Annotated in this window: 13 protein-coding genes; 10 read left to right on the top strand and 3 right to left on the bottom strand. The window is 43.3% G+C overall.

Annotated elements, in window-relative coordinates; translation table 11 throughout:
- Nucleotides 1–56 precede the first annotated feature (56 nt).
- Both AC503W_RS16700 and AC503W_RS16695 read left to right on the top strand, forming a co-directional pair.
- Nucleotides 57–887 (top strand): BclA C-terminal domain-containing protein, encoded by an 831-nt coding sequence (locus tag AC503W_RS16700; protein WP_494915079.1) that lies wholly within the window; start codon nucleotides 57–59, stop codon nucleotides 885–887.
- Nucleotides 888–1,092: 205 nt separating this feature from the next.
- Nucleotides 1,093–1,854, top strand: a complete 762-nt coding sequence (locus AC503W_RS16695) for an SDR family oxidoreductase (protein ID WP_494915077.1) — start codon at nucleotides 1,093–1,095, stop codon at nucleotides 1,852–1,854.
- A gap of 67 nt (nucleotides 1,855–1,921) precedes the next feature.
- On the opposite strand, the gene AC503W_RS16690 is transcribed toward AC503W_RS16695, so the two are convergent.
- Nucleotides 1,922–2,752, bottom strand: coding sequence for a hypothetical protein (locus tag AC503W_RS16690; protein WP_494915075.1), 831 nt, complete (start codon nucleotides 2,750–2,752; stop codon nucleotides 1,922–1,924).
- A 267-nt stretch (nucleotides 2,753–3,019) separates the two neighbouring features.
- On the opposite strand from AC503W_RS16690, the gene AC503W_RS16685 reads away from it, so the two are divergent.
- Complete coding sequence (locus AC503W_RS16685) at nucleotides 3,020–3,919, top strand: aldo/keto reductase (RefSeq protein WP_494915073.1); 900 nt, start codon at nucleotides 3,020–3,022, stop codon at nucleotides 3,917–3,919.
- Between the two features lie 47 nt (nucleotides 3,920–3,966).
- Here AC503W_RS16685 and AC503W_RS16680 read toward each other — a convergent pair whose 3' ends face one another.
- Complete coding sequence (locus tag AC503W_RS16680; protein ID WP_494915071.1) at nucleotides 3,967–4,293, bottom strand: hypothetical protein; 327 nt, start codon at nucleotides 4,291–4,293, stop codon at nucleotides 3,967–3,969.
- A 288-nt stretch (nucleotides 4,294–4,581) separates the two neighbouring features.
- Between AC503W_RS16680 and AC503W_RS16675 the strand changes: the two genes are divergently transcribed.
- The 3 genes from AC503W_RS16675 (at nucleotide 4,582) to AC503W_RS16665 (ending at nucleotide 6,846) form a co-directional block, all read left to right on the top strand.
- Entirely contained in the window at nucleotides 4,582–5,355 is a 774-nt protein-coding gene (locus AC503W_RS16675; RefSeq protein ID WP_494915067.1) for an amino acid ABC transporter substrate-binding protein, read from the top strand.
- Between the two features lie 70 nt (nucleotides 5,356–5,425).
- Nucleotides 5,426–6,085 (top strand): amino acid ABC transporter permease, encoded by a 660-nt coding sequence (locus AC503W_RS16670; protein ID WP_494915063.1) that lies wholly within the window; start codon nucleotides 5,426–5,428, stop codon nucleotides 6,083–6,085.
- A gap of 14 nt (nucleotides 6,086–6,099) precedes the next feature.
- Entirely contained in the window at nucleotides 6,100–6,846 is a 747-nt protein-coding gene (locus tag AC503W_RS16665) for an amino acid ABC transporter ATP-binding protein (RefSeq protein ID WP_494917391.1), read from the top strand.
- A gap of 258 nt (nucleotides 6,847–7,104) precedes the next feature.
- Here AC503W_RS16665 and AC503W_RS16660 read toward each other — a convergent pair whose 3' ends face one another.
- Entirely contained in the window at nucleotides 7,105–9,612 is a 2,508-nt protein-coding gene (locus AC503W_RS16660) for an NEW3 domain-containing protein (RefSeq protein WP_494915061.1), read from the bottom strand.
- A gap of 309 nt (nucleotides 9,613–9,921) precedes the next feature.
- On the opposite strand from AC503W_RS16660, the gene AC503W_RS16655 reads away from it, so the two are divergent.
- The 4 genes from AC503W_RS16655 to AC503W_RS16640 are packed head-to-tail and all read left to right on the top strand — an operon-like array spanning nucleotide 9,922 to nucleotide 15,050.
- A complete protein-coding gene (locus AC503W_RS16655) occupies nucleotides 9,922–11,151 on the top strand; it encodes an ROK family transcriptional regulator (protein WP_494915059.1) in 1,230 nt (409 codons plus the stop codon).
- A complete protein-coding gene (locus tag AC503W_RS16650; RefSeq protein WP_402874303.1) occupies nucleotides 11,151–12,233 on the top strand; it encodes an extracellular solute-binding protein in 1,083 nt (360 codons plus the stop codon). Before AC503W_RS16655 ends, AC503W_RS16650 begins: the two co-directional genes overlap by 1 nt.
- A gap of 13 nt (nucleotides 12,234–12,246) precedes the next feature.
- Entirely contained in the window at nucleotides 12,247–13,362 is a 1,116-nt protein-coding gene (locus AC503W_RS16645; protein ID WP_494915057.1) for an ABC transporter ATP-binding protein, read from the top strand.
- Nucleotides 13,359–15,050, top strand: coding sequence for an ABC transporter permease (locus AC503W_RS16640; RefSeq protein WP_494915056.1), 1,692 nt, complete (start codon nucleotides 13,359–13,361; stop codon nucleotides 15,048–15,050). Before AC503W_RS16645 ends, AC503W_RS16640 begins: the two co-directional genes overlap by 4 nt.

Here is a 15,050-nt window from a genome sequence, read left to right as displayed (position 1 = left end):
TCCAATAGATTACTTCACTCATAAGATAGTGAGAAACGATTAAAGGAGTGAAGAGATTGAGTAAATGTAGTAAATGTGGCCATAGGTTTTGTCGTTGCAAATCAAAAACGTGCAAGGACTGTGGGCACAAAAAATGTCGGTGTGAAGGAAGCTCACAAATTATCAAACAAAATGTAAAAGTTAGTGTTTCTGGAGGGGTAGGGGCAACAGGAGCGACGGGAGCAACAGGGCCAACAGGGCCAACAGGTGGAGGAACAGGAGCAACAGGAGCAACAGGAGCGTCAGGAGCAACAGGAGCAACAGGAGCAACAGGAGCGTCAGGAGCAACAGGAGCAACAGGAGCGTCAGGAGCAACAGGAGCGTCAGGAGCAACAGGAGCAACAGGAGCGTCAGGAGCAACAGGAGCAACAGGAGCAACAGGAGCAACAGGAGCGTCAGGAGCAACAGGAGCAACAGGAGCAACGGGAACAATACCTGGCTTCGCTTTTATCTATGACACAACAGCTCAAACTCTTGATGAAGGTGAATCAGTCACGTTTAATACAAACGGAAGCATCGTACCTCCAGGGTTTGTCGTTCATGCTCCGGGGAGCGCAGAGATTACGATTTCGCAAACAGGCACGTACCTCATCACGTATGAAGTAAATCCACAACAAGGTACGTCAGCATTCGCTTTATTCGCTGGAGATGATCAAATAGCTGGTTCCAATTATGGCAGTGGATCTGGTAACCAAACATATAGCGGACAAGTTATCGTGCCATTAGCTGCTGGTACCGTTCTTACTTTACGTAATATTGACGGGGGTACTACACTGAACAATACAATAAGCGGTCCAGGATCTGCAGCTGTCCTAAGTGCATCCATCGTGATTGAACAGCTCGCATAATCATGCCTGAGAAATAAGGTTCTATTCTTTTGGGGAACTGGAGACGGTTCCCCTTTTTTACATAGGAGAAAATTGTTCGTTGGTTACCCAGAGGTACAGTACATGAAAAGTATGAGGGTTGGAAAAGCTATGAACGCATTCATTTGTTGGTTGAAAAACGTTTCCGATATTTATGTGAAACGAATACTTAATAGGAGGTATAGATATGAAACTTCAAGATAAAGTAGCCGTGGTAACAGGTGCAGCATCGGGTATGGGGAAAGCAATTGCGGAGTTGTATGCTAAAGAAGGCGCCAAAGTCATTCTCGCAGACCTTGATATGGATGGTGCGAAAAAGGTCGCAGATGCCATCGGAAGTAATGGCGGAACGGCTAAAGCGATAAAAGTAAATGTTGGGGAACAAGCGGATATTGATCATATGATCGATACGGCCGTATCTGAATATGGCACATTAGATATCCTGGTCAATAACGCAGGAATCATGGATGGCTTCGAACCAGCGGGTGATATCGATGATGATAAGTGGGATCGAATCTTTAACATCAACACAAAAGGGGTCATGCGTGCCACCCGTAAGGCCTTGCCGATCTTCTTGGAAAAAGGACAAGGTGTCATCGTCAATACGGCTTCTACAGGTGGACTGAATGGAGCGCATGCCGGAGCTGCATATACGGCTTCAAAGCACGCGGTGGTCGGATTCACAAAAAATACAGGCTTTATGTATGCCAATAAAGGGATTCGCTGTAATGCGATCGCACCCGGAGCCGTTATGACCAATATTACGGCCGGTATGAAAAATCTGAATGAATTTGGTTCAAGCCGTACGAAGATCCCGCAATCCGTCATCCCCCGTGCAGGCCAATCCGAAGAAATTGCGAAAGTGGCCCTATTCCTGGGTTCGGACGACTCAAGCTTCGTAAATGGAACAGTCATAACCGCAGATGCAGGCTGGACCGCAGCTTTTTAAATTATATTTAGTCTCGTACAAAGAAGGCCGCCAATTGGCGGCCTTCTATAGTTCAATAGAAGTGTGTTTATTTAAAGGTAACCAGCCAATTAAGCGTGTTGTCACGAAAATCTGTTAGCGTATAAACAAACTTTTGTTTTTGCCATGATGCAAGGCTTCCTGTATCGTTTGCATCGACATGCAATTGCCCATACTTCTTAGGAACTGGCATCATATGCGTTTCCAAAAATTCGACCGTTTCCTTCGCTGTCGCTACGCTTTCTTCCGACTTTTCCGTTGTGGAACGGGCTATAATGGCCCAGCGTCCTTCATTCCAACTTGTATATAATGAGCCTGCTCCTGCATCTTGATACCCCGTTATACCATGCCCTAAATCAACAGCTTCACCATCTGTGAAAACGGTTTGATCGATTTCCTCACTTGCTGCTTTTTCCGTTTCATATCGAGTCATGACCAACTTGCCAACTAATTGACCCGTTTCTTTTATCTTTGGATCGTTGATCTCTAGTTGTTTGTCTGTGTTATAAAATGTAAAAGTCGCTTTATTCTGTGTGGAAGACGCGATAGCCGTTACATGTTTTCCTTTGGTCGCAGGGAAATCTGTTGGTAGCTTAATGCCCCAGTCACTTGGAATGATGCTTTGGAAATCTGCTTTTTTAGCTTTGCTGTCACTTGCTACATTCGTATTCGGTTTATCCGCTTCTTTTGTTTCTGTATCTAACTCATCGGTTTGCTCTTTGTCTGTTTCAGTATTTGGATCTTTCGTCTGGCTCTTATCTGTTTCAACATCTACCGTTTGTTCAGGATTTTGTTTTTGTACCGCCTCTTTCTCTTCATTTCCGCAAGCAGTCATCATCACCATCATAAAGGTTAGTACGATTAGATATTTCAGCGTCATCCCTCTTTTCATGATTATTGATGTTCTTTACGTAAACCTTACCATGAAATTACCCTTTATTCAGGAATCCTAATCCAACTATCCGGCCCGATGGAAAGGCATGGAATTGCAAGAAAAATACTTAAGAGTTAATGTTGAATGGAAGGCAAAAGGTAAAATCACCAAAAACGCCAATGGTCATGATCTATGTATTTTTGCAAAAGTACTTCATCGCCGGCATGACGGCCGGAGTGGTGAAAGGCTAATAAATAGGGAGAGGTGTCGGTTATGGAACGAGTTACACTGCAAGAAGGTTTGTCTTTTTCAAGGATTGTCCACGGGCACTGGAGGGCGGCGGACTGGAATAAGTCCACACAGGAATTCTTAACTCTGACCGAGCAATGTCTCGAGTTGGGCATCACTACATTCGATAACGCGAATATTTACGGTGATTACACATGCGAAGGGCTTTTCGGCAAGGTGCTGCAGGCAAAACCCGACCTTCGGGACCGAATCGAAATCGTGACGAAGTGCGGCATTAAGCTTGCCAATGGAAAAAATGGCTTCTCGCTCAATCACTATGATTCAAGCAAGGAGCATATCATCGAGTCGGCCGAGCGATCCTTAAAGGAACTGAACACGGACTATATTGATGTCCTGTTGTTGCACCGCCCGGATGTGCTCCTTGATCCCGATGAAGTGGCGGAAGCCTTTACACTTTTGAAAAATCAAGGGAAAGTCAGGCATTTTGGCGTATCCAACTATCTTCCATCACAGGTGAACATGCTTCAGGCATCCTTGGACATGCCGCTTGTGACGAACCAGGTAGAGCTTTCCGTCATGTACCGAGACAACTTCGAGAATGGCGTACTGGACCAGTGCATCGAGAAGAGGATGCCGCCAATGGCCTGGTCGCCGCTCAATCAGGGACTTATCTTCACCAGTGAAACGGAAAAGGCAATCAGGGTGCGAGACGCGCTGAAGAAAACCGCGGCTGAGATCGGGGCGAACGATATAGATGAAGTCATGTATGCGTGGCTGATGGAGCATCCGGCTGGCATCATGCCAATCGTGGGATCCGGACGGATTGAACGCATTCAATCAGCGGTGAATAGCCTATCGCTTAAGCTCGACAGGCAGCAATGGTATGAAATCTGGGTCAGCTCTCGCGGCCGGGATGTGGATTGATGCAAAAGAAAGGCAGGCTCCTGAATCGGTGCCTGCCTTTTTTATGGTTAAAATCTCGTCATTAAGAGCCATGTGCCGATAGCCACAACGACAATGGCGAGTAATAATAACCCATAGCCGAGTGGAGCGGATTTAAACTGTTTAAGATTTCCTTTATATAAAGATATCTGGTTGATTGTTCCAGCCGGGTCACACTTGATGAATAAAGTTCTGGCCTCTTCCGATTCTTTCATATAGTATCTCAAATACTTCTTATCATCCGTCAACGTAACCTCTATGTCTTTGTAACCCAACGATTCTAGGAAAGAAAGGAGATACTGCTTATTATACGGCTTGTTTTTAAACTCTTTCACGATTATTTCGCGTCTGTTCATGCTCACTCTTCTCCTATCTAGCTCAATCAAAATAGGTATTGAATATATACCCAAGAATAATAGTAAAACTCTTGTTGCCGTTTTTCCATACTTTTTGCAAGAAGTTTAAGATTTTGAACGTGAAGATACAGAGAAATCAGGCAGGAGTGGGGGAATGGTCTTGGTTTCGAGGAGGGACTAACATCCTAAAAAATTCCGTTGACAATCAGTTTTAGGGTATGTTAACTTTAGTACATTAGTAAACTAAAGCGTAGAAAACAACAATCAGCCAAAGGTGGTTTTTCTGAAATGAAACGTTCAAGTATCTTTATAGTAACGATAATCGCAATGTTTTCACTTCTTGCAGCCTGTTCCTCCAATTCCGAGGAAAAAGAAGACAAGCTAGTGATTGGAATTGATGATAAATTTGCCCCGATGGGATTCCGTGATGAGGATAATGAAATTACCGGTTTTGACATCGATTATGCCAAAGCAGCCACTGAAAAAATGGGTGTAGAAGCTGAATTTCAACCAATTGACTGGAAAACGAAAGAATCCGAGTTAAGTAGTGGACGTATCGACCTTATCTGGAACGGGTATACCATTACGGATGAGCGTAAGGAAAAGGTCCTTTTCACAAAACCTTATTTGGAAAATGCACAGGTGGTCGTGACTCTTGAGGATTCCAAGTTGACTAAACTTGATGATTTAAAAGGGAAAGTGGTCGGTCTTCAATCGCTTTCTTCCGCATCAGATGCATTGAATGCTAATCCGATTAAATCCGAGGTCAAGACGATCACGGAATACTCCGATAACGTTTTGGCCCTAAGTGACCTGAAGGCTGGCCGCTTGGATGCCGTCGTCATCGATGAAGTGGTCATTGATTATTATATGTCCAAAGAAGAAGCTACATTCAAGGTGCTGGATGAATCACTTTCTCCGGAGCAATATGGAGTAGGCGTGAAAAAAGGTAAGGAAGATCTTCTGAAAGACCTTCAAAAAGCACTGGATGAAATGAATGAAGATGGCACAGCCGCTAAAATCTCTGAGAAATGGTTTGGCGAAAATAAGGTATTAAAATAAGAACGAACAAATATTAGGCAAACAGGATTTCCTTTTGGGAACCCTGTTTTGTTTTTGGGGGAATCGATTCATGTCCATAGATTATCTTACTTCTATTCTGAAGCCCATGCTGGAAGGGGCCCAAATAACGGTCCTCTTGTTTTTGATTGCCATTGTCGTTTCCATTCCACTGGGCTTCCTGCTAACCCTGCTTGTCAGGAGTAAATTCAAGCCTGTCGCCTGGCTTGCTGAGGCGTACATATACTTGATGCGCGGTACGCCGCTATTGCTACAATTGTTATTCATCTGCTTCGGATTGCCGATGATTCCCGTGATTGGCGAATACATGGTATTGGATCGTTTCGTCGCTGCTTGTTTAGGCTTCATCCTGAACTACGCAGCGTATTATGCCGAAATCTTCCGCGGCGGTCTGTTGGCTGTTGAGAAAGGTCAGTACGAAGCGGCTCAAGTGCTCGGTTTGAACAGGTGGCAAACGATGAGAAAAATCATCCTGCCGCAAATGTTCCGTGTCGCACTTCCTGCGGTGTCGAATGAATCGGTGACACTGGTCAAAGATACCGCGTTGCTCTATGCCGTGGCTGTACCGGAATTGTTACACTTTGCCCAGACTGCGGTGAACCGTGACTTTACGATCGTTCCGTTCTTCTTGGCAGGAATCATTTATCTGTTGATCACACTCGTATTAACGATGTTCTTTAAATGGCTCGAAAAACGATACAAAATCGAATAGAAGGAGTGGTGAATGTGGCTATCCTTGAAGTGTCCAACCTCAAAAAGTCATATGGCAAGCTAGATGTACTAAAACGGATTACATTGGATGTGAATAAGAACGATGTCGTCGCCGTGATCGGTCCCTCGGGATCCGGGAAAAGCACGATGCTCCGCAGCCTCGTCCATCTTGAAGAAATAAATGGTGGCAGCATCGCTGTCGCCGGGGAATATATGGTGAAGGATGGGGTTTACTCGAATCCGAAAGAACTCAAGCAAATCACCTCAAAAATGGGGATGGTGTTCCAGCATTTCAACCTGTTCCCGCACTTAACGGTCAAAGAAAATCTTGAAATCGCGCCAAAGATGGCCAAAAAGGAATCCTATGACGTCATCCAGAAACGAAGCACGGAGCTATTGGAAAAGGTCGGGCTCTCCAACCGTTCGTCGGCACTTCCGGCCCAGCTATCCGGCGGCCAAAAACAAAGGGTGGCGATCGCCCGGGCTCTGATGATGAACCCTGAAATCCTGCTGTTCGACGAACCGACTTCCGCCTTGGATCCTGAATTGACAGGCGAAGTGTTGAAAGTAATGAAGGACCTGGCTGAAGAGCACATGACGATGGTCGTCGTCACACATGAAATGGAATTCGCCAAAGAAGTGGCCAATCGGGTCATCTTCATGGACAATGGGGAAATCATCGAATCCGGCTACCCGGACGACGTCTTGACGAACCCACAGCATGACCGGACGAAAGCATTCCTGAAACGCAGCTTTAAATAATGCAATAGTATCGATGAGGGGCGGTTCCTATGGGGAGCGCCTTTTTCATGCCCACTTATTATGGTACGGTTTGATGTTTCTTTTCTATTGCTGGAAATGCTGACGTCTAAAGAGAATGGTAAACAGGTAAAAGACCTTATGGAAAGGTATTGGAAACTTCACTCGGATCTAATACGTGAAGTATTTTCACACCCCTGCTGGTTCTTCAACACTAAAAAAGACGACAGTTTCCCCTATGAGGAGTCTGTCGTCTTTGGTTTATTTATTGACGTCGTAGCTGAGTAGGTTCGTGAAGATTCGGTATCCTCCTGGGACTTGGTTTTGGATTTGGCGGTAGAAGACTAAATTGGTATAAAGATAGGTACCTTTTCCGTGTTTGGTCATTAGGATACCGCCATCAAATGGAGCTTCGTTAGGGTCAGCCATGCTGACAAAGGTTTCGAAGCGTTCGTCCCATTTCATTGGGTAGTAGAGGCCGCGTTCCTGAACCCAGTTATCCCAGTCGCTGTCGGTAATTTTGTTCGGATAGTTGAACAACGGAGAGTCGGGCTTCAAAACAGTAACTTTCGCCTTTTCATCGGTTACGCGCCATTTAATCGATACATCACCAAGTTTAAGTTCATAAGGTGCGGTAGTCTTAGCATCCCAGCCGTCAGAAGGCTTATGGTATTGGACAACTAGATGCCCTCCGTCTTCTACATACTTCATGAGGCGATTATTATTCGACTTCAAATCAGGTCTAGATAGATAGGCGCGAATTCCCGTTACAATCGTATCGTATTTACTCAAATCGCCGGTTGCGAGATCACGTTCGCTTAGGTTTGTAATGTCAAGACCTGCATTAGTCAGGTACTCATCAACTTTATCAAATCCGCTGCTAATGTAGCCGATTTTTAGATTGTCAGGCTTTAATAACTCAAACGCTACGGTGTTAACTTGTGCCGGGTATTGATAATAAAAGGTACCGATATGGTCATAGTGTATTTCTTGAATAGTCGAGCTGAATGCTTTTCCATTGACGTGGGCTTCTGCTGAAATTTTCTTGCTGCCTTCTTTAATATCAGAAGGGGGCACGAGCTTGAACTTCACGCTTTTTTCTTCAGCATGTTTTGTGAAGGAAACATCTGCCTTTTTCGGAGTCACACTCCAGCCTGATGGCACCTTTAAGTTAACTGATGCTTTCGTTTTGCCTTGTTTATAGTTCTTTACCTTTAGTGTGACTGGGATTTCTTTTTGAACATCTGCTGTGTTGACGGTAATATCTTCAGGAGACAGAGTCAAGCTAACATCCGGAAGCACTGCAGTTGTGCCTGCAAGTTCTTCGATATGAACGGTTTTTGTGCTGCCAGATTCATAACTGATGGAAGCTGTGACCGCAGGAGCATCGTAGGCGTGATAATCTTTGGCCTTAGCTGGGATTTGCAGTGTATACGTATAAACTAAGGATTTGCCTGGCTTTAAATTAGTTGGCTTTGTTTTGGTAGTCGCTTTCCAACCATTTGGGATTTTTAGTGTGGCTTGCGCCTTTTTCAATGTTTGTTTGCCAGTGTTTTTCATGCTGACCGTAACCGTTGTTTTTTCCCCTTTGGTCCAAACGTTTGCTGCTGCTTTTGCTGTTACTTCAAGTCCCGAGGATACAAAGCTAACTTGCTGAAGCTGTTCTTCTTTTGTGGAAAGCTTATGAAGCAAATCTGCCTTTACGGATTTAGAGAGTTTTGATTTTTTAGTAAGTTTAGTTAAAGTAGTAAGATTTTTTAATGCTTTCTGTGATTTTGTATAGACACTGTTGGAATTTGGGTAGGCGGCAACGATGCCATCCAGCTCTTTTTGCAATGATTTTAACTTGGCTCTGACTGAGTATTCACTGTAAGGCAGCGTTTGAGCCCATTCAGTCAGGTTATAAGGGACGCCTGCAAAAAGGTCATTGTTGTTCTTTGCTTTGACTATGCTATGGATTAATTCAAGGTGGGTTTGCCTAGGAGCGGCCGGGATATCTGAGCCCATCCCCTGACTTTTATGAAGATAGCGTGATTGTTCGCCAAGCTGTGGGTACGTCATGTTGTAGATTGGATCAAACATTCCGATTTCAATAGAAGTTGTGGCGGTTGCAGCCGATTCAGCCGGTAGATATAGCTTTTTGATTTGCCAAACAGATAAGCCTTTTTTCAATTGTTCAGGAAAAACCTTAGGATCAGCTGCATCCTTATAGGCACGTTCAGTTAGAATGGCCATCGTACGATGGTGTCCATGCTGTGTGTCAACATCGCGGAAGGAAGGCATCACGATATCGGGTTGGTAGGTGCGGATAAACGCAATCAATCGTTCATAGGTCAGTTCTTCTCCCCAGTTAGCCAGCGTTTCTTCGGGAGTTTTGGAAAAGCCGAAGTCGAAGATAGGATCAGAGGTAGTTTCGCTTAGGTGGTATGCTTTCACGCCATTAATCTTCGCTGCTTCAATCATTTCACGAGTGCGGATGATTCCAAGGGCATCGTTTAATTCATCGCCGATTTCATTTTGTCCACCTTCCCCACGGTTAGCGATTAAACTTGATGTCTTTACCCCAAGACCACGTGAGAGGTAGGCTAGGAAATCGCTTCTTTCATCATCTGGATGAGCCCCGGAATTTAAAAAAGTAACCGTCGTTTCTAACGGTTTAACAACATTCCATAAATCAACATCATGTGTGTCAGTCTTCGCCTGACTGGAAATAGGAGCCATTGTAACAACCAACAAAATCGAGAACATAATCAAGAAAACCTTCTTCATTCGTGCACCCCTTTCAATTGTTAATCATTTTTTAAAAATTTTCTAACTACCGATTTTTCCTCCTCCTTAAGTTGCTGATATTAAGCAGGTTAGTAAATCTTCCTAACTAACGAAAGATAACCCCTTATTTAATTTAATACCACATAAGGATAATATTGTAAATGAGTAACGGATGAAATAAACGGAATATCTTATGCATAAATTAAAAGTAGTTAGAATATTTAAAATATTAGTTGTAATTTTTTGGAACCTATTTTATATTGTAGTTAATTAGTAAATTTTACTAACCAAATTAAAGGCCGTGATGTGATGAGGAGTAATAAAACACCTATGAATCTTAAATTGATGAATAAGAAGAGAGTCCTTCAATGTATCCACGATCATGAAGCAATCTCACGAGCAGAAATCGCAGTAAAGGTTCAGATATCAAAACCTACCGCATCTTTGCTGGTTGATGAGCTGATCTCTGAAAAGTGGGTTATCGAGAAAGGAAACGGTGAGTCTACTTCACAAGGAGGACGAAAACCGATACAGCTGTATTTCAATGCAAAAGCATGGTATATCCTCGGTGCAGATATTGGCGGGACAAAGGTTAAGACGATTTTATGTGATTTAAGAGGGGCGATTATCGCTGAAAGTGAGTTTAAGACGAGCCGCTATTTACACTCGGGCATACTCAGTCAGCTTGCTTCTGAGATTGAACAGATGATCCAGAGAAGCAATATTAAAAAGCATGAGATTCTTGGAATGGGTGTTGGTATACCAGGGATTACTGAATCAAAGAGCGGTCTCATCATTGATGCGCCGAGCTTGAACTGGGTTCAATATCCCTTTCTTACAGAAGCAAAGCGTTATTTTTCTTTTCCAATATACATTGATAATGATGTGAATGCGGCAGCACTAGGTGAGCAGTGGCTTGGGAATGCAAAAAATAAGAAGAATGTTTTATTTATTGCCGTTGGAACTGGAATTGGCAGTGGCATTATTATTAATAATCAGCTGTACCGTGGCGCAACTAGTGCGGCTGGTGAGATTGGGTATATGGTGACGAATAAAAATGATATGAAATCTTCATTTAGACCCATTTTCCAACGTTATGGATACTTAGAAAGTGTGGCTGGCGGGAAATCGATTGGCCTTAACCTAACAGAGGCTATTCAGAAACAACCCGACCATCCTCTTTACGAACAAGCTCAGAATGAAGAACTTACAGGGGAGGAGGCTTTTTCATTAGCGAAAAATGGCGACAAGCTGGCTCAAGCCGTCATCGAAGAAGTAATTGAGCATCTGACTTATGGAATTATCAATGCAGCGAGCTTGCTCAATCCAGAAGTGATCATTTTGGGAGGTGGTGTTTTTAAATCCGCAGATTATATCTTGCCGAAGCTGCGAAGCATGATCACGCATTATTTGCCAAGCACAGTCACATTGAAAACTTCACAACTGGGGGGAAATGCGGGCGTCTTAGGAGCCGTTTCACTATTTTTGCATGAGCATGACAGTATACTACATTATCAATATGAGGGGGATTTTTATTGATGAACATGAAAAAGAAATCGATATTGACGGCTATGACATTGTCAGCTGTAATGGTGCTTGGTGCCTGTAATTCAGATGAAAAAACAGTGGGAAAAACAGAAGACAAAAAAGATAAGCTAGAGGAGAAAATCGTTGTCTATTCCCCGCACGGTAAGGACATTCTTTCAAAATTCGAGAAACAATTTGAAGAGAAATACAGCGGGGTAGATGTAGAATGGCTCGATATGGGATCTCAGGAAATTCTCGACCGGGTACGATCGGAGAAAAATAATCCCCAAGCTGATATCTGGTGGGGGGCACCATCAACGAGCTTCGATCAAGCTAAGGATGAAACGTTATTAGCACCTTATAAACCAAGTTATGCGTCCAATCTGGATGACAGCTTTTACGATCCAGACTGGAATTGGTCAGGAACTAGTCAAACACCGGAAGTAATCATGTACAACACCAAAGAACTGAGTGTAGAGGAGGTTCCAAAGGATTGGGATGAACTACTAGATCCAAAGTGGAAGGATGAAATTATTATCCGTTACCCGCTTGCTTCTGGAACAATGAGAACCATTTTTTCGGCGATGATTTACCGTGATTTTAAAGATAGTGATGATCCAACAAAAGGATATGAATGGTTAACGAAGCTTGATAAAAATACGAAGGAATATTCAGCCAATCCAGAAATGATGTATAACAAAGTCGCCAAAGGTGAAGGTGCGTTGTCGGTTTGGGCGATGCCAGATGTTGTCATGCTGATGGAAAATAAAAACTACCCGTTTGACTTTGTGATTCCAGAAAGCGGTACGCCTGTATTAACAGAAGGAATTGCTGTAGTGAAAGATGCACCTCATCCTAAAGCCGCTGAAGCATTTTATGAATTTGTGAATTCACCTGAGGCTGCAAAAATTCTAGCTGAAGAGTTCTACCGGATTCCAACGAGAAGTGATGTAACCGATCTTCCGAAGTGGATTACTGATACGGAAATCAAAAGCATGGATATTGACTGGAAGGTCTTTCAGGAAAAAAGCGACGAGTGGATGAAATATTGGGACGAAAACATTAAGAGTGGAGATAAAGAAATTAAAGAATAGGAAGTGGAATGGTATGGCGTCGATAAAAATAGAAAATGTCCAAAAGGCGTTCGGCAAGACCATTGCAGTGGATCAATTAAATCTGGAAATCAAAGACGGGGAGTTTTTTACGTTTCTTGGCCCAAGCGGATGTGGTAAAACGACAACGCTTCGGATGATTGCTGGATTCTATTATCCAACGAAAGGTGTTGTTCGCTTTGGTGATAAGGATATGACGCGTGTGCCTCCGGAGAAACGAAATACAGGCATGGTTTTTCAAAACTATGCCCTTTTTCCTCATATGACGGTCTTTGAAAATGCGGCTTTCGGGCTCAGGGTAAGGAAAATACCTGGAGCTGAATTGAAAAAGCGGGTACAGGATGTTCTTCAGAAGGTAAGGCTGGACAAATATTCTGATCGTCAAGTGAGTCAGTTGAGCGGTGGGCAGCAACAGCGTGTAGCATTAGCACGGGCCCTCGTAATTGAACCGGAAATACTTTTGCTGGATGAACCGTTAAGTAATCTTGATGCAAAACTTCGCGATGAAATGAGAAGCGAGATTCTTAGACTCCAGCGTGAGTATAAAATCACGACCATCTATGTCACACATGACCAAGCAGAGGCTCTGTCGATGAGTGACCGTATTGCGGTTTTTAATTATGGTGTTTGCCATCAAGTGGGAACACCATCCGAAATCTATAATGCGCCGGTGAATGATTTTGTTGCAAGCTTTATTGGTGAAAGTAATTTATTACCGGCTCGGATTGAAGCAATGAATCAGGAAGAACTGAGTGTGGGGTTAACTCAATCCTCTAATGAAATGAAACTCGTAGTACATAATAATCGACTGAACGTGATGGGGAATTTCAAGGTTGGCGATAGTGGACTTGTAACCTCAATCCGTCCGGAAGCGATTACTGTTCACAGAAGCGATATCGGCGGTGAGAATGTTTTTAAAGGAAGTATTGAAAAGGTTGAGTTCTTTGGTTCCACGTTTAACGTTAGTGTTCGGATGAATGAGTTGTTGCTGCAGGCAAATATGCTGAATAATCAGGGTGCAAATGGTTTTAAGGTAGGGGATGATGTGTGGGTTGAACTGCCGCCAGCCCATATTCGGGTACTCCCGGTTGTGAGTGGTGACGGCGTATGATGAAAAACCGTGAGCATCGTTTAACGTTTATGCTTTTGATTCCGGTTGTCCTGGTACTCGTGGCATATGTGCTTTATCCATCATTGCGGACCTTTTTTGAAAGTTTGCAAAGTGATGGGGGTCTGACGCTAGGAAATTATCAGGACTTCTTCAGCCAAGAATCCAAAACAAATTTAGAAGCGTTATGGAACTCGGTATATATATCCGTCTTAAGTGTGTTAGCTAGTGGATTAATTGGAATTCCCCTGGCAATCATTTTTAATAGGTATCAATTTCCTGGGAGGGGGCTGTTTGCGACTGCAGCCATTATGCCGATTGTACTGCCGTCACTTGTCGGCGTAATGGCCTTTATGTTTTTATATGGTGAATCAGGTCTTATTCCCAATTTGGTTAAAGATTTATTTGGACTTGAAAAAGTACCGTTCCAGATTGGCGGCGTTTCGGGAATCTTGATTGTTCATGCTTATACGATGTATGTGTATTTTTATATGATGGTCTCAGCGGCCATTAATAAGATTGATCCTTCTCTCGAAGAGGCTGCATCTAATCTGGGTGCAAGTAAGATTAAGGTATTCTGGAAGGTGACTTTTCCTTTAATGACACCGGCAATTGTTGGTGCCTCACTACTGGTATTCATGATTTCCATGGCGTCGTTTAGTGCACCTTTTCTTCTTGCAGGTGGGTACCGTGTATTGAGCTTACAAATCTATTTCTCGAAAATTAACGGGGATATGGAAATTGCCGCTACTCAATCCGTGATTCTCTCAGTTGTTTCGATTGGTTTCTTACTCTTGATGCGCTGGTATCAAAATCGTAAGGATTATCGAATGGCGTCTAAAGGAATAGGGGCGCATCGCAGTGAAGTGAGAAACCCGGTGATGAAATGGGTAATGGCTACAGTTGGAGTGATTGGAGTCATTATTTTGTTGCTGCCGCATTTTACGATTTTACTACTGTCATTGGTACCTGATGGTACATGGACCTGGCAAACGTACCCGTCAACTTTTAACTTTGAAAATTTCCGTCTGTTGTTTGAGGACCCGAATATCTTCAAGCCGTTAAAGAACAGCTTGCTGCTTGCGGTGATTGCGACTGCAGGAAATTTGGTTTTTGGTGTGATTGCTTCGTATGTACTGGTGAAACGGAAATTCGTCGGGAAAAGCTTCATTGATATCTTGGTAATGATACCTTGGGCATTGCCTGCGACGGTTATCGGGATGAACTTGGTATTCGCCTTTAATGAAAAAAGTATTTTCAGTTTTGGCCAGATTTTGGTCGGCACGTTTTGGATTCTGCCTCTGGCTTATTTTATTCGTCATATTCCGCTCGTTGTTCGTTCGACAAATGCGGTGCTTGAGCAGTTGGATGATTCGATTGAGGAAGCATCGAGAAGTCTTGGTGCAAAATGGTTTTATACATTCAGAAAAGTGATTCTGCCGATTATTATGCCTGGCGTATTATCAGGTACTTTGCTTGCCTTTGTTGAATCTGTGGGTGAGTTTCCAACGTCTGTCTTATTGTATACCCTCTCGAATCGGCCAATTTCAATTGAAATTATGAATCAACTTCGGATGTTTAATATGGGGCAGGCAGCTGCATATGGGATGATACAAATTACCTTAATTGCTCTCGTCCTATTTATCTCAAACAAATTCTTCGGAGTGAAAGCTGAACGATCTTTGACATAA

The sequence above is a fragment of the Peribacillus suis genome (assembly GCF_059384845.1).
The sequence above is the reverse complement of the archived record's forward strand: the minus strand, read 5'-3'. Positions and strand labels throughout refer to the sequence as shown.

What these genes read in the sequence shown, in the direction of transcription:
- AC503W_RS16695 (WP_494915077.1), top strand. Translation starts at nt 1,093, where the DNA reads ATGAAACTTCAAGATAAAGTAGCCGTGGTAACAGGTGCAGCATCGGGT.
- AC503W_RS16690 (WP_494915075.1), bottom strand. Translation starts at nt 2,752, where the DNA reads ATGACGCTGAAATATCTAATCGTACTAACCTTTATGATGGTGATGATG.
- AC503W_RS16685 (WP_494915073.1), top strand. Translation starts at nt 3,020, where the DNA reads ATGGAACGAGTTACACTGCAAGAAGGTTTGTCTTTTTCAAGGATTGTC.
- AC503W_RS16680 (WP_494915071.1), bottom strand. Translation starts at nt 4,293, where the DNA reads ATGAACAGACGCGAAATAATCGTGAAAGAGTTTAAAAACAAGCCGTAT.
- AC503W_RS16675 (WP_494915067.1), top strand. Translation starts at nt 4,582, where the DNA reads ATGAAACGTTCAAGTATCTTTATAGTAACGATAATCGCAATGTTTTCA.
- AC503W_RS16670 (WP_494915063.1), top strand. Translation starts at nt 5,426, where the DNA reads ATGTCCATAGATTATCTTACTTCTATTCTGAAGCCCATGCTGGAAGGG.
- AC503W_RS16660 (WP_494915061.1), bottom strand. Translation starts at nt 9,612, where the DNA reads ATGAAGAAGGTTTTCTTGATTATGTTCTCGATTTTGTTGGTTGTTACA.
- AC503W_RS16655 (WP_494915059.1), top strand. Translation starts at nt 9,922, where the DNA reads ATGAGGAGTAATAAAACACCTATGAATCTTAAATTGATGAATAAGAAG.
- AC503W_RS16650 (WP_402874303.1), top strand. Translation starts at nt 11,151, where the DNA reads ATGAACATGAAAAAGAAATCGATATTGACGGCTATGACATTGTCAGCT.
- AC503W_RS16645 (WP_494915057.1), top strand. Translation starts at nt 12,247, where the DNA reads ATGGCGTCGATAAAAATAGAAAATGTCCAAAAGGCGTTCGGCAAGACC.
- AC503W_RS16640 (WP_494915056.1), top strand. Translation starts at nt 13,359, where the DNA reads ATGATGAAAAACCGTGAGCATCGTTTAACGTTTATGCTTTTGATTCCG.